The 15,727-nt window shown below is 57.1% G+C and carries 24 protein-coding genes, 2 tRNA genes and 1 pseudogene; 6 read left to right on the top strand and 21 right to left on the bottom strand.

Annotated features, from left to right (window positions below):
• Positions 1-196: 196 nt before the first annotated feature.
• The 21 genes and pseudogenes from B5E43_RS11725 to B5E43_RS15165 all read right to left on the bottom strand — a co-directional run bounded on the left by B5E43_RS11725 (position 197) and on the right by B5E43_RS15165 (position 11,389).
• On the bottom strand, positions 197-544 hold the full coding sequence (locus B5E43_RS11725; protein ID WP_087396939.1) for a hypothetical protein: 348 nt from the start codon (positions 542-544) through the stop codon (positions 197-199).
• Entirely contained in the window at positions 541-729 is a 189-nt protein-coding gene (locus tag B5E43_RS11730) for a hypothetical protein (protein ID WP_087396941.1), read from the bottom strand. Before B5E43_RS11730 ends, B5E43_RS11725 begins: the two co-directional genes overlap by 4 nt.
• Positions 726-1,355, bottom strand: coding sequence for a hypothetical protein (locus B5E43_RS15355; RefSeq protein WP_206406995.1), 630 nt, complete (start codon positions 1,353-1,355; stop codon positions 726-728). The genes B5E43_RS11730 and B5E43_RS15355 overlap by 4 nt, the downstream gene beginning before the upstream one ends.
• Complete coding sequence (locus B5E43_RS15260; RefSeq protein ID WP_164475093.1) at positions 1,342-1,518, bottom strand: hypothetical protein; 177 nt, start codon at positions 1,516-1,518, stop codon at positions 1,342-1,344. Before B5E43_RS15260 ends, B5E43_RS15355 begins: the two co-directional genes overlap by 14 nt.
• Before the next feature lie 241 nt (positions 1,519-1,759).
• The gene (locus B5E43_RS11745) at positions 1,760-2,272 is read right to left on the bottom strand and encodes a type II toxin-antitoxin system PemK/MazF family toxin (RefSeq protein WP_087396945.1); all 513 of its coding nucleotides are present in this window, start codon (positions 2,270-2,272) and stop codon (positions 1,760-1,762) included.
• Position 2,273: 1 nt separating this feature from the next.
• On the bottom strand, positions 2,274-2,738 hold the full coding sequence (locus B5E43_RS11750; RefSeq protein ID WP_206406996.1) for a DUF1064 domain-containing protein: 465 nt from the start codon (positions 2,736-2,738) through the stop codon (positions 2,274-2,276).
• Between the two features lie 89 nt (positions 2,739-2,827).
• On the bottom strand, positions 2,828-3,229 hold the full coding sequence (locus tag B5E43_RS11755; RefSeq protein WP_087396949.1) for a hypothetical protein: 402 nt from the start codon (positions 3,227-3,229) through the stop codon (positions 2,828-2,830).
• On the bottom strand, positions 3,226-3,567 hold the full coding sequence (locus B5E43_RS11760) for a hypothetical protein (RefSeq protein ID WP_087396951.1): 342 nt from the start codon (positions 3,565-3,567) through the stop codon (positions 3,226-3,228). Before B5E43_RS11760 ends, B5E43_RS11755 begins: the two co-directional genes overlap by 4 nt.
• Positions 3,568-3,791: 224 nt before the next feature.
• A complete protein-coding gene (locus B5E43_RS11770) occupies positions 3,792-4,289 on the bottom strand; it encodes a replicative helicase loader/inhibitor (RefSeq protein ID WP_158099050.1) in 498 nt (165 codons plus the stop codon).
• A gap of 11 nt (positions 4,290-4,300) precedes the next feature.
• A complete protein-coding gene (locus tag B5E43_RS11775; protein WP_087396957.1) occupies positions 4,301-5,158 on the bottom strand; it encodes a DUF4373 domain-containing protein in 858 nt (285 codons plus the stop codon).
• Positions 5,159-5,170: 12 nt separating this feature from the next.
• Positions 5,171-6,031 (bottom strand): recombinase RecT, encoded by an 861-nt coding sequence (locus tag B5E43_RS11780; RefSeq protein WP_087396959.1) that lies wholly within the window; start codon positions 6,029-6,031, stop codon positions 5,171-5,173.
• A gap of 1 nt (position 6,032) precedes the next feature.
• Positions 6,033-6,989 (bottom strand): lambda-exonuclease family protein, encoded by a 957-nt coding sequence (locus B5E43_RS11785; protein ID WP_087396961.1) that lies wholly within the window; start codon positions 6,987-6,989, stop codon positions 6,033-6,035.
• Between the two features lie 20 nt (positions 6,990-7,009).
• On the bottom strand, positions 7,010-7,243 hold the full coding sequence (locus B5E43_RS11790; protein WP_143383006.1) for a hypothetical protein: 234 nt from the start codon (positions 7,241-7,243) through the stop codon (positions 7,010-7,012).
• Between the two features lie 34 nt (positions 7,244-7,277).
• On the bottom strand, positions 7,278-7,448 hold the full coding sequence (locus B5E43_RS15160; RefSeq protein ID WP_158099051.1) for a hypothetical protein: 171 nt from the start codon (positions 7,446-7,448) through the stop codon (positions 7,278-7,280).
• Entirely contained in the window at positions 7,448-8,164 is a 717-nt protein-coding gene (locus tag B5E43_RS11795; RefSeq protein ID WP_087396965.1) for a hypothetical protein, read from the bottom strand. Before B5E43_RS11795 ends, B5E43_RS15160 begins: the two co-directional genes overlap by 1 nt.
• 26 nt (positions 8,165-8,190) lie before the next feature.
• Positions 8,191-8,562, bottom strand: coding sequence for a hypothetical protein (locus tag B5E43_RS11800; protein ID WP_087396968.1), 372 nt, complete (start codon positions 8,560-8,562; stop codon positions 8,191-8,193).
• On the bottom strand, positions 8,559-9,035 hold the full coding sequence (locus tag B5E43_RS11805; protein ID WP_087396970.1) for a helix-turn-helix transcriptional regulator: 477 nt from the start codon (positions 9,033-9,035) through the stop codon (positions 8,559-8,561). The genes B5E43_RS11800 and B5E43_RS11805 overlap by 4 nt, the downstream gene beginning before the upstream one ends.
• 373 nt (positions 9,036-9,408) lie before the next feature.
• A pseudogene (locus B5E43_RS15550) lies at positions 9,409-9,894 on the bottom strand (DNA cytosine methyltransferase); the annotation flags it as partial.
• Positions 9,895-9,898: 4 nt separating this feature from the next.
• Complete coding sequence (locus B5E43_RS15555; protein ID WP_158099052.1) at positions 9,899-10,492, bottom strand: cell wall hydrolase; 594 nt, start codon at positions 10,490-10,492, stop codon at positions 9,899-9,901.
• A complete protein-coding gene (locus B5E43_RS11820) occupies positions 10,479-11,123 on the bottom strand; it encodes a hypothetical protein (RefSeq protein WP_087396976.1) in 645 nt (214 codons plus the stop codon). Before B5E43_RS11820 ends, B5E43_RS15555 begins: the two co-directional genes overlap by 14 nt.
• 2 nt (positions 11,124-11,125) lie before the next feature.
• Positions 11,126-11,389 carry a helix-turn-helix domain-containing protein gene (locus B5E43_RS15165; protein WP_158094667.1) on the bottom strand — a complete coding sequence of 88 codons (264 nt, stop codon included), beginning with the start codon at positions 11,387-11,389 and terminating at the stop codon, positions 11,126-11,128.
• A gap of 215 nt (positions 11,390-11,604) precedes the next feature.
• On the opposite strand from B5E43_RS15165, the gene rpsU reads away from it, so the two are divergent.
• From rpsU to B5E43_RS11865, 6 genes are all read left to right on the top strand, one after another.
• Positions 11,605-11,787 carry a 30S ribosomal protein S21 gene (gene rpsU, locus B5E43_RS11830; protein ID WP_023348912.1) on the top strand — a complete coding sequence of 61 codons (183 nt, stop codon included), beginning with the start codon at positions 11,605-11,607 and terminating at the stop codon, positions 11,785-11,787.
• A 146-nt stretch (positions 11,788-11,933) separates the two neighbouring features.
• Positions 11,934-12,009: transfer RNA gene (locus tag B5E43_RS11835), tRNA-Ala, on the top strand.
• A 23-nt stretch (positions 12,010-12,032) separates the two neighbouring features.
• Positions 12,033-12,108: transfer RNA gene (locus B5E43_RS11840), tRNA-Ala, on the top strand.
• A gap of 592 nt (positions 12,109-12,700) precedes the next feature.
• On the top strand, positions 12,701-14,011 hold the full coding sequence (locus B5E43_RS11855; protein ID WP_087396982.1) for a type IV secretion system DNA-binding domain-containing protein: 1,311 nt from the start codon (positions 12,701-12,703) through the stop codon (positions 14,009-14,011).
• A gap of 228 nt (positions 14,012-14,239) precedes the next feature.
• Positions 14,240-14,458 carry a hypothetical protein gene (locus tag B5E43_RS11860; RefSeq protein WP_087396984.1) on the top strand — a complete coding sequence of 73 codons (219 nt, stop codon included), beginning with the start codon at positions 14,240-14,242 and terminating at the stop codon, positions 14,456-14,458.
• A gap of 17 nt (positions 14,459-14,475) precedes the next feature.
• Positions 14,476-15,723, top strand: coding sequence for a hypothetical protein (locus B5E43_RS11865; protein ID WP_087396986.1), 1,248 nt, complete (start codon positions 14,476-14,478; stop codon positions 15,721-15,723).
• The last annotated feature ends 4 nt before the right edge of the window (positions 15,724-15,727 follow it).

A 15,727-nucleotide genomic window follows, 5' to 3' on the forward strand; every position in this document is an offset into this window, starting at 1 on the left:
GTCTTGCGGGAAACCGGTTTGCCGTTTGACCACGATGCAGAAGCAGTGGAGAGGGAGGGGTTGAATATGAGGGACAAGAAGAACTTGCGCCGCATCTCTCTCCCCCATAGGAGGGCATAGACAAGAAAAGGCCCCAGGGCTTTCGCCCCAGGGCCGTTCTCTTGCTCATGCTATGCTAAAGCACACCATGAGCATATCAGATGATAAACAGAGAAGCATCTCTGGCAGAAACGAGGAACACCGTTGCACGCAGAACAACTTCGTCGCGCTCTATGGCTTCCTGGCTCTGGAAAAGAATCAAGTCGCGCTTGAGCATTTCGGACGCGATCATATACGCCATGCTGTTTCTGGCGTGCAGCACCTCGTCCCTGAAATAGTCCGCGTTTTGGATGCAGTCCCTTGAAATCCGAACCTCTTGCCTCACTCGGACTGGCTTCAAGTTCACGATTTTGTGGGAAACGCGTGTCGTGCAGATCTGCTGCCGGTCATACCCGCCCAGCTTTTGAATGAGCCATGACCGTATGCGCCACAGGATGTTTTTCATTCCTCTACCCCCGGAAAATTCTCCCGTACCTTTCCGCCCGGTAAATCGAACTCGACGGTGTGATACCGCCCCTTCGGGTGGATATAAACCACCTTGCCGCTCAGTGGGCGCTTGGGGCTGTTCCGGTCCCCCTCGCGCTCCCAGAAGGTTTCCGGGTATCGAACCACCTTCTGCCCAACTTTCACAGCGCCTTGCCTCCGTGCCGGTAGGGTCTGGTCTTGTTGTACGCGTGCTTGATGTCCAAGGCCATCTCCATGTCTACGCCGTTCTCCTCGGCCCACTCCTGGATTTCGCAAACACAGCGCGCCATCCGAAGGGCAGAGGCATAGCTCCCAGAGGCCCGACACCAGCACGAATACGCCAGGGAGAGGAGCAGGTGCCAGCGTGCGATGCAGTCGCCCAGAGAGGCGTTATAGACGCGGCACGGCACATCGCACATGATGGTCGTTCTGGCCTGCAACAGCAGGGCGTCCGTGTCGAACTCCTCCTTGCCGAAGTAGTCCAGCACCCGGATGATGCAGTCGGCCAGCTCCACGGCGATACCCTCCGGCTTTGCGCTTCGGTAGGCGCAGCTCGCCTCCTGGCCGGACATCTCGCAATCATAGATGTCCTTCGGGTTGCAGGGATGCTCGGGCGTTCCCTCGGTGCAGGCATACCAGACCATACCGCGACCGGCTCTCAGCTCCTCCAGGGCCTCGGACAGCTCGCTATGGCAAAGGGAGATGATCTCCCCGAAAGTTCTGGGGTCATCCCACCAGCCGTGCGCTACGGCGTTCTGGTGGACCTCCTGGGCAAACTTATTCATGCTCATGTCTTTTCCTCCGTTTCAGTTCCAGCATTTTATCTCGCACCAGCTCGTCTATGATGCGGCCCCGGTCCCGGTAGCCGCGCAGAGCAGCCAGCCGGTCCAGGTTGAAATTGGTCTGGGCGGTTACCACCTCAGAGATGCGGCGCAAGTTCTTCTTGTCCCTCATATTCAACCCCTCCCTCTCCACTGCTTCTGCATCGTGGTCAAACGGCAAACCGGTTTCCCGCAAGACTGGCAATAAGCCATCATCCCACCATCGTGTCGCTCTGCGTTGTCGTACATCTCCCCGTTGTACTGTTCCTCTCCATCAAACCCGATGCAGTACGGAACATTGACATAGGTTGTCTTGGTGAAAACCCCTTGCTTGCTTCCGCAGTGTGGGCAGCAGGTGATAGGTTTTCTCCTGCTCACGCCCCGGCCCTCCGTTCCATGGTCATGCCGTCCAGCAGCCGCTCGTACAACCCCTTGTAGATGTCGCGCTCCGCCTGCGCCCGCACAAGCTCCTCGGAGGTCTGTACGGGCTGGAGCATAGGGACGGTGGGGCTTACCTCTGCCGCGCGCTCCTCGTCCCTTGCAAGGTCATAGCAGCCCAGCCCGAGGCCGGACATGATGCCGATGTCCAGCGACGCAAGTTCGGACTTCGTGCAGCGCCCCACGCGCTTCCCGACGCGGCTCTTGTCAACGGTGTAGATATGCTCGCACATGGCCGTGCTTTGGATGGGCGTAGAGCGGATGGTGATATGTTCCGGCAGGTCCTTCTTCTCGGAGCCGGTACACATGACCACAGCGATGCAGGGGCTTGTCCGGTTCAGCTCGTTGCAGCTCACGACAATGGCGGGCCGGTCCTTCTCCATCTCGTGACCAGTTGCGTAGGGGATGGCGACGTAGTAGATGTCGCCGCGCTTGATTTCATCGTTCATCTCATACCTCCGTGATGCTCAGACCAAACCGCTCCCGCAGGAGCTTTTTCTTCATCTCATACTTCGCGGTCCGCGTTGCCTTGCTCTTGACATCCTCCACCACCGGGACCCAGTGAACCTCTCCGGCGCAGTCCGGCATTGTTGGCCTCTCATACGCAAAGTCGGCCACATATCGGATAGCCCGAACCCTCTCTCCGGTTTCGGTGATATAACTCTCCTGGAGCGTGTACTGGGCCTGGAGCTTGAGGTTCCGTATCTTTCCGGCCCGAAGCAGCACAACAAGTTCGTCAAACCGCCGCGCCTCCTTCTTGCTGTCGAAATGCAGGTTGCCTCGGCTGTCATGTTCGTTGTGATATTTCCGCTCCTGCGCCCGTTTCCCCAGCTTCTCAAGAACCTGCTTCTGGGCGGCAGGCCCGAGCCTCGCCAGATCGCTACCACTCAACCCCATCTTCATCGCCTCCACCATGGTTTTCCGTGCCAGTGGTTTGTACTACATTTTGGTACAAACCACTATCGCCATAGTCTATTTCGCCATCGCAAAGCCGGGTTCTATCGTCAAGCACTCAGCTCCGCCTCCTCCCGCAGGAGTTTCCGCTTTCTGCGTTGGTATGCGCTGTCAGCAGCCGCAACCCCCGGATGTTCTTTCCGGTAACGCCGGGCCTTTTCCCGCAGCTCCTCGGCGTGTGCAGCGTAGTACCTTCGGCTTTTCTCTCTGGTGTCGCGCTTCGCTTCCCGCTCTCTCCGGCGTTCCTCCGCCTTTCCGTCATACCAGCCGATATGCTTGTAGCTTGCGGCGAAGCACTGGGAGCAGCAGAAGTAAGTCGTGGCCTGCTTCTTCCCGTCCCTTTCTACTTGCCGTACCCACGGCGTATCAGCCGTTGTGACAATCATCTTTCCGCAGGTCCCGCACTTCCTGTGCAGGACCAGGCGATTGGGCGTTTTCCTGCGAACGCTCATTCCTGGTTCTCCCTGGGGACAACCCCCACGATGTAGTCGCCGGTCTTTTCATCCCGGCGGGCGTGGACCTCGTACCCCTTCCGAACCTCCTCGACATCGAACTTCTGGACCGTAAGCCGCCACCCAAGCCGCTCTCCGTCCTCGATGATCTCCTCACCATGCGCGAGGGCGATGGAGGAAATCAGAGCGTCAGTCGCAGCCTGGAGCTGCAAGGCACCGTCGTGCGCCCGCTCAAGTTCTTCCCTCTGCTTGCGAAGGAGCTTGTCCCGGTCAGCAACCGCTTTGCGGTATCGGCCCAGCTCCTTCTCAAGGCTCTTGATTTTGTCGATATTTCGCATATCACTCCGTCCTTTCGTAGTAGCGCAGGAGGTTGGAGGCAACGGAGCAGTCCTTCCAGTTCGCCACCGACGCGCAGTAGCGGCTTATGTACTCCTCCGACGCTTTCCTGTCCGGGAAAGAAATTCGACCGCCCTCGCAGTGGACGCACATTTTCTCGTCCCACTTGAAAAACGGGCAATTCCAAGTCCTGTTTGAGTAGCCCATACCAGAACACCCCCAGCGCTTATGTCAGTTTCTTTCGCTCCCCACCGGGCAGCCCAACCGGATTCGATCTCAGCAGGCGCTCGTATGTCTGCCGGAATCCGTCGAAGTTGAACATCGGCTTATCCGGCGGGGAAAAAGCCCTGATGCCTCCCATGGCTTCGATAGTCTTTTGGGTCCTGGCGGGCAGGCGCTTGATTGCCTCCTCCTCGCTCTCTCCGTCTTGCAGCCACCTGAGTGCGTTGCGCGCTTTCATGCAGGCACTTTCGATTTCCAGCCGAACTTCCTCCGAAACGCCGTCGGCAGCCTCACGCATTTCCGCGATGGTTGGCGGGAATTTGCAGGTCTTACAAACCCGGATGACGGCCTTTTGCGCCGTCCAGAAGTCGATGTCCTGGAGGCAGGTGGTCCAGAGCGTAATCGTCGGAGCCAGACGCTCCTTGAGCGCCTGCTGGCTTTCCGCCCGGAACATCTCGGCGTTCGGATAGGCGACCATCAGGACGGCAAAAATCTCGGTCATCTCCGCCCTGTTCATCGCCCATCCCCTCCAGAGAACGCGTCGTGCAGGTCCCGAAGCGCCTCCATCTTGTCCGAGGCGCTGGTGGAAGTGCGGCCACCGGAGTTACTGTGGAACCCGTTCGCCGCATCGGTCTTGAGGGCAAACACACCGGCCCAGCACCGGTCCTCACTCTGGTGCAGAATGGCAATCTGGGTGTCACGATCTCCAGGGGCCAGTTTCTCAAGCTCAGTGACCAGCCGCTTCTTGGCCTGTTCGGTCATCGGCTTTTTGATTTTGACCCGCATCTCGTTGAAGCCACGCAGGGCAGCCAGAAGGTCAGCATCGCCGCAGGCGAAGTCCGCAAATATATCTTTTTTGCTTTCTTCTGCTTTGCTTTGCTTTGGTTTACTCTGCTTTGCTTTTCTTTTCTTTGCACCGTTTTGCTCTGCATTTGCATCGCCGGTGCATCCTTCATCGCCGGAATCATCCTTGCAAGGCTGATTTTCCCAGCGTTTTCTCGCCGCTTCTCTCCGAAGGTTGGAGATGTCATCTACCTTTCCCATGCGGCGAAGAAGGGAAGCGGAATATAAATACTCCCCGTCATTCACCAAGAGAGGCTTTCCGTTCTCGGTAAACTCTGTGCAGCAGTCCGTGATGATCTGCTCCACCCTGGATGCTTCTACCTGCATTTGCATAGCAAGAGTAGACCAGATGTACTTCGTTACAGACAGCTTGTACTCGGGCTGCTCGCGCAAAATCTCAACCAGCATGAAGTAGACGCCGTAGCCCTCCGCCCCGTAAACGGAGCGGAGAGCCAGGATTTTCGGGTCGTTTCTGGCGTTGCAGTCATGCGAGAAGAAGTAGGCGTCTTTGTCGTTGGTTTTTGGCATTGTAGCGCCCCCTTATCGGTCGCCCTGCTCCTCGTCGCCAGAAACGGGCGTGTCTTTCATCGCAACAACCTCGCCGGTGGCATCGTCCACCTCGTATGCCTCCGCCTCGACATAGGAGGAAGGGACGGAGTACATATCGTCGGAGATTTCGGTTTTGATGGTTTCGTCCTGTGCGACGCCACGGACGAAATCGCTCTTGAGAGGAGCGTACTTGAGGACCCGCTTGAGGACAGTTTTCTTCGCCATCTCCTCGAAGTTGGTCTGCCAGGGGCCGGAGTTATACGCCTTGCTGTACCGCTGCGCGTGCGCCCGGACATCCTCCATGCTCATAACCTCGAAGCCGTAGCCGCCGTCCTTGGTGCGGAAAACGGCATAGACGTGGGTGGGGTTCCCCCTGGCACTCATGGCCGGGACGTGCTTGAGCTGCGGTTCCAGGCCGAAGGAGTAGGTAAACTCGTCGTTCTCGTAGACAACCTGCGCCTGAATGACGCTGACCTCTCCAGAGCGGTAGGCCAAATCAATGAGGCCCTTGTACCCAAGTTGGAACTGGCACTCCAGCCGCTTCTCCTTGCCGTTCCAGTAGGGAATGAGGTACGCCTGACCCAAGGGGGTATTCGGCTCTACGCCGAGCTGCGCGGCGGTCATCATCGCGCCGAGGAAGCTCTGGGGGGTGGTTTCCGCCAGCTTGGGGTTGGTGGAAAGGGCAGACAGCACAATGCGGGTGAACCGCTCCGGCGTGATGACAGAGGGGAGAGCCTTTTTGATCTCGTTCTGCATCTGCTTGATGTACTGCTGTATGGTGGCCTTGCCGCCCTGCTCCTGCCTTGCCGCCGCTCGACCAGCAGCTTTCTGAATCGTTGTGTTCCCTGCCATATTAAACTGCCTCCTTGATGTCCAGTTCCTTTTCCGTCACCTTGAACGGTCTGGAAACGCTCTCCTTGTAGTAGGGGGAAAGGTCGATGTTGGGGTGGTCCTTGGAGAAGGACTTGGCCTGGAAGGTCTGCCGCACCTGCGGCTTCCAGGTGACCGCATAGGCACCGCAAACAGCCCGCTCCGCCTGCTTCATGTCGTTCTTGACGATGTTCTCAATTTCCCCGATGCGCTCGTCCAGGGATTTCTTTTGCTGCTTGAGCTGGAGATATTCGCTCAGAATGGTTTCGCGCCCGAACAGGTCAACGCCGCGGTCCTGAGTATCGGAATAGATGACTTGCAAGGCGTCGCTCGTGGCCTCTGAACCGTCAGGGCAAGGGGGAGTGTCATTCTCCACCATGTTCCATAACTCCTTCTCAGAGGACATCAGCGCGTCAATCTCCGCCTGGTCCCGCTCAAGGGTGAAGATAAAGAACCCGCGCCCGAACACCAGCACAGCCAAATACCAGCGATCTGCGCCGGTCACGGCCATGTAGTGAACGCACTGGGCGTAATACTTCTCCGGGAACTCGACGCCCTTGAACTGCTTCATGTCCAGCGTGGAGGTGGTCTTGCACTCAAGCCCTGCGTTCTCGCCGACAACCATGCGGTCAACGTCGGCGTGGGCGAACGGGTATGCCGGGTTGTAGAGCATAGCCTGGAGGCGGCGAACCTTTTTGCCGGTTTCCTCCATCCACCGGCGGGCCACATAGTCCTCCAGGTCGCGTCCCAGGCGCATAGCCTCGGTGTCCGGCTTATCCGGCAGCCTGCCGGTCTTGTCCGCCCATACGGTGTAAGGGGTGGACCATTTGGAGAGGCCAATGATACCGGCAGCGTCCGAGCCGCCGACCGTTTTCCGGCGGAGGGCCAGCCACTCAGGGCGGCCCATTCCGCGGGTAGATACCTGCTTAATTCCTTTCATGTTGTCCTCCTAATCCGCCGTCAGCTCTGGAAGCTGTCCAGAAGCATCCGGGCCAGACCGTTCACCCGTTCGGCGCTGGCTCGGATGTCCAGCAAGCTCTCGCGGAAGCAATCGACCTTCTTCTCGCTGTCGTTCGGGGTATTCGCCCTGACTTTGCACTCGATGATCTGGGAAAGCCGCTCCAGCACGTTCTCGGTGTCCATCAAGATCTCAGCGGTAGTGCCTGCGATAGAAGGGAGCGTTTCCCGCGGCATAGGGGCCTGTGAGCCGCAATCGCAAAAATTGGAATTAGAGTTCATCTTCGTCCTCCTCGTGATATTCTTCGATTTCTTCTTCCCCGCAACCGGGGCATCTCGCTTCGTAGTAGTCCCACCAGCCGTTCTCTCCGTCCAGGTTCTCGCGCCGGTGGATGATGTCCGGCTCCTCGAACAGAAGCCCGCAGCGTGGGCAGGAATACATCACATCATCACCACGATTTTGCCCTGCGCGGCCTCCTCGGACAGTTTCTCCTCGAAGTAAGCGGCGATGCGGCGCTTGGCTTCCATGCTCCACATACCGCCGTCCGCCTCAAAGAGGCCCACGTTTCCGTCATCATCCAGGCGAAGGATGAACTCACTCTCCGGCTGTTCAACCTCCAGGAAGGTCCGGTAGGGGCGCAGCTTCACGCGGGGCTTCACCTGGACCATCTGCTTGAGAGAGATGCCGGTTCGGGCCTCTACCTGCTGGCTCACGCCGTTGTCAATGGTGCTGACGCCGTTTTCCTTGTTGATGCGGGAAAGGAGGTCCAGGAGGTAGTCAACGCCCTCGCCGGGTTCAAACTTGCTGCGAAGCTCGATGATGGCGCTCTCAGGCTCGCGGAAGCCGTCATGGAAACCAGGGACATCGCAATTCGCGGTGTAGAGGTTGTCCCGGCACATCACGCTGTCATAGGTGGTGAACACAGAAACCATGCGGGCACCATCCACGCGGATGAACACCGGGAGGTTTTCGACCACGTCCAGCTCGTTGCGAACCAGCTTCACGATGCTGTCCAGGCCGGAAACAGAGAGATTGGCAGGGCGGTCGATGTGAGGCTTGATGCGGACCAGGTCATTGTCGGAGTAGGTTTCTCCGTTGATTTCGTAGGTCTTGTTCTCCTTGAGGGACACAAGGAACTGAATAGCGGATTTCAACATTGGAAATTCTCCTTTCGTTTATGGGCTTACGCCCGCTTGAAGTTGAGGATTTTGGGGGAAACCTGTTCGGAGCCGTCGAGGGCCATCTGACCTGGGACCTGGGGAACCATCTCGGCCACAACCATTTCGCCGGTGTTCGGCTGATTGGTGATAAAGAGGCTCGTGGTGACGGGGTCCGTAGGAACCAGGCTGGACTTCGCCGTGGTCTGAACGGTGATGGTTTTTCTGTCGGCGCTGGGGATAAGCTCAAGCGTGACGGTGATCTTCCGCTTTCCGGTGGGCTTCGTATTCAGGTCGAGGATGTTGTCGATTACCTTTCCCATCTCATAGTCCACTCTCTCCAGAATTGCTCCCATAGACATCTCCAGGATGCTTTTCTTGTCCAGTTGCTCGCTCATGCTGTTTTTCCTCCTTTCTTCGTAGCCTTTATGCGGGCCGCATATTCGCCCAAAAGCCGCTTGAGGGCGGCATCGTGCCAGCTCTGCCAGGAGCTATATCCGCACACCTGGAGGAGATCGTCCGGCAGGCTTTCCGCGAACTCCCGGCTGATGCGGTAGCATTTGCGGAATCGCCCTGCATGGCTCGGAGGCGGAGCTGTCGCCTTGTCCTCGCTCTCCGGCGTCACCGGTTCCGAACCAGCCCGGAAAACTCCGAGAAGGTCCAGGTCCTCGGGGTCATACAGAGCCAAGCGGTTCTCGCCCAAAAGCTCCTCCAGGGCTTTGAGCTGCGCTTCCGTAGGCAGGCAGACGCCCTTCTCATAGCGGCTTACCATTCCCACGTCCGCGCGGGCCTCTACTTCTTTGAGCCGAGCCGACACCTGGGGCTGTGTCAGCCCCAGCGCCAACCGGCGTTCCTGCAATCGGTTTGCCATGGTCTTTGTCCTCCCATCTGCTCCATCGTTTACAGCTCTTGCAAGGCTCTTTGCTCATTGGCAATTTGTAATGGGTGCAGGAGCAACACCCGTGTTTCACGTCAGGCATTTCTTTTCGCCCTCTCAATCTCATGGATATACAGGAAGAATGGGTAGAACTGTTGCGGGACTACCGCGTTTCCGAGCGCTCTAATTCGGTCCACCCAATAGGGAACCCCATCAACCACTCGACCCATTCTGGGTTCAGTTGACCATCGCCCCCCCCGCAAGGTAATTCACTTTCTGCGATAGGAGCATAGAGCGGGTCCCGTTCGCATCTTTCCTGTACCTCTTGGCAAGACCGTCCGCACCGTCCATTGCCGTTGGAGTGGGCCAAGATTGCAAATCGGTATCGTTGGTGAAGAGCGCCGACGCCGCGAGCTGGAACCATAAACGCCCTTGTTTCGTAACCTTCGGCTTCCAGGTCAGATAGCACATCGTCGAGCGCCAAATTGACGATGTTAGCAACATTCTCTCCAACAACCCAAGCAGGCCGCAGCTCTTTGATAACTCGCAACATTTCTGGCCAGAGGAAACGGTCATCCTGCTTTCCTCGTCGGAATCCCGCTTTTGAGAAGGGTTGGCACGGAAATCCACCTGAAATAAGGTCAACTGTTCGTAGTCCTGTTCTTTCATAAAAGCTCTCCTTGGTTAGTGTGCGTATATCACGCCACCTCGGGACATTAGGCCAGTGCCTCTCCAGAACTTTAGTCTGGTAGTCAGCCCACTCACACTGACCGACAGTCCTAAACCCAGCCCATTCAGCAGCCAGATCAAGACCTCCTATGCCAGAAAAGAGGGATAAGTGCGTATTGCACACACTGTCACCTCCCGTATGGGTTGTCCAGTTCCCAGCCCCAGGTCGCTCCGCCCTTCCACTCGGTCGTGAAATAGTTGTGCTTCCCGTCGCCGGTGAAGTACAGGTACTCCTTCGGCAGGACGCGCCCAACGTCACCCAGGCAGATGTCCTCCATTTCCCAGCGGGACAGGACATCCTCCGCAACAGCAAGAAGCTCCGGCAGAATCGGGTGGTCCGGGTCATATCCGTAGAACTGGTTGGGCTGCGTAACCACTCCGATGATGTCATCCGGCCACAGGCCGCTTTCATCGTCAACGCGGTTCAGAACGCACCAAACGACGGCAGCTTGTTCGACGGTCGAGCATCCGCGCGCCTCTCCGTAGAGCGTCTTTGCAAGGTACTCAGCGGGGTCACGGCTGGCCTGCTCAGTTTCTTCCGGGATGATGGAAACGCACGGCGGTTTGGTGGAACCTGCATCAGCCTCGCCCTCCGCAGCAGTCGGCGTTGTCACCGCAAGCACCAGGGTGATGACGGCCAGAAGCGCCACCAGACAGATAACGGCTCTCGCCGCGAAGATACGGCGCTTACGCTGGAGCGCCCTTCTCTCAGTCCGGGTCATAGCTCTCCCTCCTCCGCCGGTACAGCTCGTCGATAAGGTCCGTGTCGGAGAAGTCGCGGATTCCCTTATCCGGCGCTCCATCATTGATAGATACAAGGATTGAGGATTTCAGATAAAAAGCGGGGCGCGGGGCGAAGAGCTCGTGGTAGACGTAGTAGTTGACCACAGAGCCGTCGGTATCGATGCCGTACGCGCGGTTGGCGTCGGAGTACGGGGAGTTGTCCGTACACCAAGGTGTAGCGGTCCACCACGGCTTGCTCGTCAGGGGGATGTAGCAGCGGTATTTGCGGAACTCGTCGATGGTCAGAGTTCTGGCCTTTACGCAGGGCATCCCATAGTCGGTCATGCCGTCCATGGACGTGAGATCAATAGGCCGCTCCAGCATGGCGTCCTTGATAGACGGGTGGTTGTTGGCCCATTCCAGGATGTCGGCCATCAGGCAGCTACCAACGAAATTGTTGTGGTCGTTGCGCTCCGCGTCCTCGTGTTCAAAGGGGCCGGTGTCCGGCAGGGTATCGGTGGTAACGACAAACGCGCCGCCCATCTTCTCGTCCAGCTTGACAAATTCCACGCCGTCAATGGTGAAAAACTCACCCTGGCGCACCTTGCAAAGCTCAATGGTCTTGCTCATGTTCAGTCCTCCTCTTTTGTGTTAGGCATCGGTGCCTTTCTGTGGTTGCCGCGGCGTCTGATAGACGCCCGGACCTCCTTTTGTGCCAGGTCCGGGTCGTACTCCGGCCTCTGGTTTTCGTCCAGTTTCCCGGTAGCGCCACGCCGAAGCTCCTCATAGATGGTTCCAGGGTGACACCCGACCTTATTTGCGATGTCCAGGACGCGGGCCTCCTGACGGTAGAGCTTGGCGATAAGCCGCCGGTCCTTGAGGGTAAGGTATTTCATGGCTCTGCTGCACCCCCTTTTCTGGGCAAAAAATAAATCCCTCTGGGGGATTGCCCCCCTTCGGGATTTACGATAGCATTTACAGTTTACACCCAGTTCACAATTGCTACTTGACAGAGCTGGGCGGAACGAATATAATGTTACTGTTAAAGCCATAAAAAATGGCCCTTACGTGGCAGGGGACGCCCCGCCGCGCCGGAGGGAGGGAAATATAAATGTCGGAAGTCCGTGTAAGAGAGAACGAGTCTCTGGAGAGTGCTCTGAAGCGCTTCAAGCGCAGCTGCGCCAAGTCTGGCGTGCTGGCTGAGGTTCGTAAGCGTGAGCATTACGAGAGCCCCAGCGTCAAGCGCCGCAAGAAGTCCGAGGCCGCCCGCAAGAATCGTAAAAAGTTCTATTGATGGCAGTAAACCGCCGCAGCAAAGCTGCGGCGGTTTTTCTATCCGAAAAAAATCGAAAAACTTTAAATTTAACGTTGACAAAGAGCTCACTTTCTGGTAAAATACCACTTGCGCTGAACGAGAAGACACGAAGGCGCAGCAAATGTGGGGGTATAGCTCAGCTGGGAGAGCGCTTGAATGGCATTCAAGAGGTCAGCGGTTCGATCCCGCTTATCTCCACCAATTACAACTAAATATGGGAATGTGGGGGTATAGCTCAGCTGGGAGAGCGCTTGAATGGCATTCAAGAGGTCAGCGGTTCGATCCCGCTTATCTCCACCAAAACAATAACTCACACAGTCAATGCTGTGTGAGTTATTGTTTTATCCAAGAAGAATATGAGGACGAACACTCAGTTAAAAGATGCGTTCCTAAGCCCGTGCAAAAAATGCACGGGCTTTTTTTATTTTCAATGAAGTAACAAGATTGGAGGTTTACAGTGGGAAGTAAATTTTTTGAGGAACTATCCCGGTGTCTCGGAAAGGAGCAAATTGAATCCCTTAGCAAAGAGGACAGGCGGCTGGAGATTTTTCTCCATGGACAGCCTGTCCTTTCTGTTTCTCCTGGGAACGAAGTATTTATGCTTCCGTCCGGGAGCAAGAATCCAGAGGCCAACGAGCTGTATCATAAGGCAGTATTGCCGGAGGAGGCGCGATGAACCATGGAGAATCAACCGAAACGCTGGCTGGAAAGGCTCTTGGAATCCGCCGTCATACTGGCGCTCTCGGCCTTCCTGATCAAGCTGGCCCTCTGTTGGCTGTACGCGGTTTGGCCAATCCTCGCAGTCATTGCTACAGTAATTGCAGTAGGAGTTGTGGGCTACCGAATCTGGAGGCGCAGACGCGACTCCGGCTGGTAGAAAAGGAGGTCACGCATGGCTAAACGATCATTTTACCAACTGGTATGGAGGGAGCTGCATTGGCAGCGTCCCTATACCCAGGAACAGGTCTGCGACATTCTCTCGCACCTGGCTTCCACCATTCCGCGCGGTGCAATCATCTGGGAGGCCAGGGGCCACGGCGGATATGTCAAACACATCATCGGCGCAGACGCTGTGTACATCCGCAGGATCGAAAGCGTGATGAAGGCGCATGGAGAGATCCGGTTCTATCCGCTCGATGACTACCACCGCGCTCCTGTCAGCGCGGCACGGCAGCTGGTGATTTCCCATACCGGCCTGTCTCTTAGCACCGACGCAATCTCATCCACCATCCGTGCGGGACTCGCGGCACTTGCGGCGGTTCGCGGCGGGGATGAATCCGTCGTGCAGATCGTGCTGGGGAAATCTTTCCGGCCACAGCCCACGCCCAAACACATACCGGATCCCCATGTGTCATGGCTTAAGGCCATCATGTTTGGGGTCGACGAGGCATCGGTGGAAACCAAGAAGTCGATCCGGGAGAAGAACGAGCAGCACTGCTTTGAAGTGCATATTCGCATCGGCGTATCCGGCGACCGAGCGCAGAGTCGGATCAACACGATCCTCAACGCGCTCCGCACACTGGAGTCGGTGGGAACGCGGATACACACGCTGCCGGACAAGCCGCAGCACTTAATCAGCGCAAAGGTGCCTTGGCACTTTCCGCTGCGCCTGTCGGTGAAAGAGCTGACCAGCTTTATGCTGCTTCCCTTTGGCGAAGACGAGCTTCCCGGTACCAGCGGCCTGCATCCAAAACTTACCCTTCCTCCTGCATGGTATCGGGAGCCGACCAGCCGGTTGTATGACCGCAGCTTTGCCAAGAGCATGGTGCCAAGCGGCAGCCAGCGCCTGTCTATTAGTCCCCAGGATAGTTTGCAGCACAGTATCCTGATAGGCCCTACTGGCTGCGGGAAGTCGACTGTGCTGGAACACCTCATCCTGGCAGATATCCGTGCCGGTCGCAGTACACTAGTCATCGACCCCAAGGCCGATCTCGTAAACAGAATTTTGGAGCGGATCCCCGAAGATCGGCAGGACGATGTGGTGATCATTGATCCGTCAGACGCCTGTCCCGTGGGCTTCAATCCGCTGGCCCTTCCCGGCGATCCAACCTTGATTGCCGACGCGGTGCTGGCGGTGTTTCAGGAGATCTTTTCAGAGAACTGGGGCATCCGCAGCCAGGACGTTTTGAGTGCGGCACTGCTCACCCTGATGCACACGAAGGGAGCGTCGCTGCTATGGCTTCCTGCGCTTTTGCTTATCTGAGGAACCCAACCGACATCCAGATGAGCCTTGTGCCGCTGCTTAAAACAAACATCATCAAAAACAAAGAGAAAGCACAGCAGAGAGTCCTGGCCCTGCACGGATGCCATCTGGCAGTTACCCTGACGGGCTGTGCCAAGCCCCCGCATACCGGACGCGGGAAACAAAATATCATGCCCCGTTAAGGGGTACCACGAATACAAACGCTAAGTGAAGGGAGGTTGACCGAAAATGGACACCCATGACCTTACCCAGCTGAGGGTCGCAAACGACGGTTCAGGGCTGCGGAACGCTCTGAAAGCACATTACCAAGTCAAGAGCATCGCCCATGTCGGGAACTTCGTGTTCCGTGCAGACCGGGAGGATGCTGCGCCGCTGCGCATCACAACCGAGCCGGTGGATCTGGCGATGCGGACGATCCGTATCATCGACATCCAAGAAACAGACTGATAAAGGAGGACATGAACATGAGCGAGATCTTACGCGAGAAGCAGAAGGCAGAGGCCTTGAAGCGGATGCGGCTGATGGGGCTGCGGGAAGATTTTATCCGCGACTTCGAGGAAGACGGCAAGGTACATATCTGCACCTTCCAGAAGACCTACCCCGAGCTCAGCGCGGAGGACACGGAGATGGTCCGGCAGTTTGAGCAGAAGCATCACGCGCTGGTCTACCTGATCCTGCGGGTCCACACGATCCTTGGCGATCTGGACTCCCTGCTCTATGTGGGGCAGTACACCGAGGAATGGCCGATGGATCTGGCCGATCTGAAGGAGGGCTATCCGCTCTCTTACACGGCCAATCGCGGCGACGGAGGTCTGTCCGAGTTCGGCAGTATTCAGATTACGAAAACAGACGAAGGCGGATTCATCCGCGTGGGCTATGCCTACAAGGGCAAGTTCATCGTAACCGATGAATCACTGGAGCTCACCGCATACGGCGACGGCACCTATGAAAAGCCCTTCGGCGCACCGCGCTGGACGGGCCAATCTCTGGAGGATCTGGAACGCTGGCTGGAGCAAATTGCGGACGAATACGACAAGCTGGCTGAGGTTCCCGGATGGGAGACAGAACAGCCTGCCGAGCGTATTTTGCGCAAAGCGCCCTGGCATGAGCTTTCCCCCAACATACTGGTGAAGCTCGTCAGGAGCAATCAGTTTGTCGGGGTAAAGACCTACTGCCGAAAACACGGCAGCCACGGCAGATTCCTCATCAAGGAGGTTATCCTGCGGTGGTTGTTGGAGGCAGAGATTGGCGCAGTGAAGTTCGACTCCGATTGCGGCGATTACGTCAAGATCGTGCGCGGAGTAGACAGCCTGCAATTTTCCTTTGCGTGGCTGAGCACCTGCGGAGACGACAGCGTAAAAGGCTTCCGGCAGGATATCACGATCCCGCTTCTTTCAGTCCAGCTGGTTCTGGATGACGGAGAGACGCAAAAGTATCTGTATATCCCACCTGAGCCCTGTGCCAGGATCATCACCTGTCATGCTGCCAGAACGATCCGAGAGATCGTCAAGGACAAGCAGAAGCGTCGGGCTCTGTCCAAAGGGCTGCGGGACTGCTTCCGCTGGGCGAATGAGACGGTGACTTTGTATCCGGATGGCAAAGATAGCTTTTTCTTTACCACGAAGAGCGGTTGCCCCAAAAACGGCGGTTTGATTCTGCATGAGGGAGTCAGGCATGGCTACCCGTGCCTCTATTACTGTGTACACACTTGAAGGA

It is taken from the genome of Flavonifractor sp. An100, assembly GCF_002161175.1.
Lineage (GTDB): Bacteria > Bacillota > Clostridia > Oscillospirales > Oscillospiraceae > Lawsonibacter.

What these genes read in the sequence shown, in the direction of transcription:
- B5E43_RS11760 (WP_087396951.1), bottom strand. Translation starts at nt 3,567, where the DNA reads ATGCGAAATATCGACAAAATCAAGAGCCTTGAGAAGGAGCTGGGCCGA.
- B5E43_RS11785 (WP_087396961.1), bottom strand. Translation starts at nt 6,989, where the DNA reads ATGAAAGGAATTAAGCAGGTATCTACCCGCGGAATGGGCCGCCCTGAG.
- B5E43_RS11770 (WP_158099050.1), bottom strand. Translation starts at nt 4,289, where the DNA reads ATGACCGAGATTTTTGCCGTCCTGATGGTCGCCTATCCGAACGCCGAG.
- B5E43_RS11750 (WP_206406996.1), bottom strand. Translation starts at nt 2,738, where the DNA reads ATGGTGGAGGCGATGAAGATGGGGTTGAGTGGTAGCGATCTGGCGAGG.
- B5E43_RS11780 (WP_087396959.1), bottom strand. Translation starts at nt 6,031, where the DNA reads ATGGCAGGGAACACAACGATTCAGAAAGCTGCTGGTCGAGCGGCGGCA.
- B5E43_RS11855 (WP_087396982.1), top strand. Translation starts at nt 12,701, where the DNA reads ATGGCTAAACGATCATTTTACCAACTGGTATGGAGGGAGCTGCATTGG.
- B5E43_RS11745 (WP_087396945.1), bottom strand. Translation starts at nt 2,272, where the DNA reads ATGAACGATGAAATCAAGCGCGGCGACATCTACTACGTCGCCATCCCC.
- B5E43_RS11805 (WP_087396970.1), bottom strand. Translation starts at nt 9,035, where the DNA reads ATGGCAAACCGATTGCAGGAACGCCGGTTGGCGCTGGGGCTGACACAG.
- B5E43_RS15165 (WP_158094667.1), bottom strand. Translation starts at nt 11,389, where the DNA reads ATGAAATACCTTACCCTCAAGGACCGGCGGCTTATCGCCAAGCTCTAC.
- B5E43_RS15555 (WP_158099052.1), bottom strand. Translation starts at nt 10,492, where the DNA reads ATGACCCGGACTGAGAGAAGGGCGCTCCAGCGTAAGCGCCGTATCTTC.
- B5E43_RS11800 (WP_087396968.1), bottom strand. Translation starts at nt 8,562, where the DNA reads ATGAGCGAGCAACTGGACAAGAAAAGCATCCTGGAGATGTCTATGGGA.
- B5E43_RS11775 (WP_087396957.1), bottom strand. Translation starts at nt 5,158, where the DNA reads ATGCCAAAAACCAACGACAAAGACGCCTACTTCTTCTCGCATGACTGC.
- B5E43_RS11865 (WP_087396986.1), top strand. Translation starts at nt 14,476, where the DNA reads ATGAGCGAGATCTTACGCGAGAAGCAGAAGGCAGAGGCCTTGAAGCGG.
- B5E43_RS11795 (WP_087396965.1), bottom strand. Translation starts at nt 8,164, where the DNA reads ATGTTGAAATCCGCTATTCAGTTCCTTGTGTCCCTCAAGGAGAACAAG.
- B5E43_RS11790 (WP_143383006.1), bottom strand. Translation starts at nt 7,243, where the DNA reads ATGCCGCGGGAAACGCTCCCTTCTATCGCAGGCACTACCGCTGAGATC.
- B5E43_RS15355 (WP_206406995.1), bottom strand. Translation starts at nt 1,355, where the DNA reads ATGAGCATGAATAAGTTTGCCCAGGAGGTCCACCAGAACGCCGTAGCG.
- B5E43_RS11755 (WP_087396949.1), bottom strand. Translation starts at nt 3,229, where the DNA reads ATGAGCGTTCGCAGGAAAACGCCCAATCGCCTGGTCCTGCACAGGAAG.
- B5E43_RS11725 (WP_087396939.1), bottom strand. Translation starts at nt 544, where the DNA reads ATGAAAAACATCCTGTGGCGCATACGGTCATGGCTCATTCAAAAGCTG.
- B5E43_RS11820 (WP_087396976.1), bottom strand. Translation starts at nt 11,123, where the DNA reads ATGAGCAAGACCATTGAGCTTTGCAAGGTGCGCCAGGGTGAGTTTTTC.
- rpsU (WP_023348912.1), top strand. Translation starts at nt 11,605, where the DNA reads ATGTCGGAAGTCCGTGTAAGAGAGAACGAGTCTCTGGAGAGTGCTCTG.
- B5E43_RS11860 (WP_087396984.1), top strand. Translation starts at nt 14,240, where the DNA reads ATGGACACCCATGACCTTACCCAGCTGAGGGTCGCAAACGACGGTTCA.
- B5E43_RS15260 (WP_164475093.1), bottom strand. Translation starts at nt 1,518, where the DNA reads ATGAGGGACAAGAAGAACTTGCGCCGCATCTCTGAGGTGGTAACCGCC.
- B5E43_RS15160 (WP_158099051.1), bottom strand. Translation starts at nt 7,448, where the DNA reads ATGTATTCCTGCCCACGCTGCGGGCTTCTGTTCGAGGAGCCGGACATC.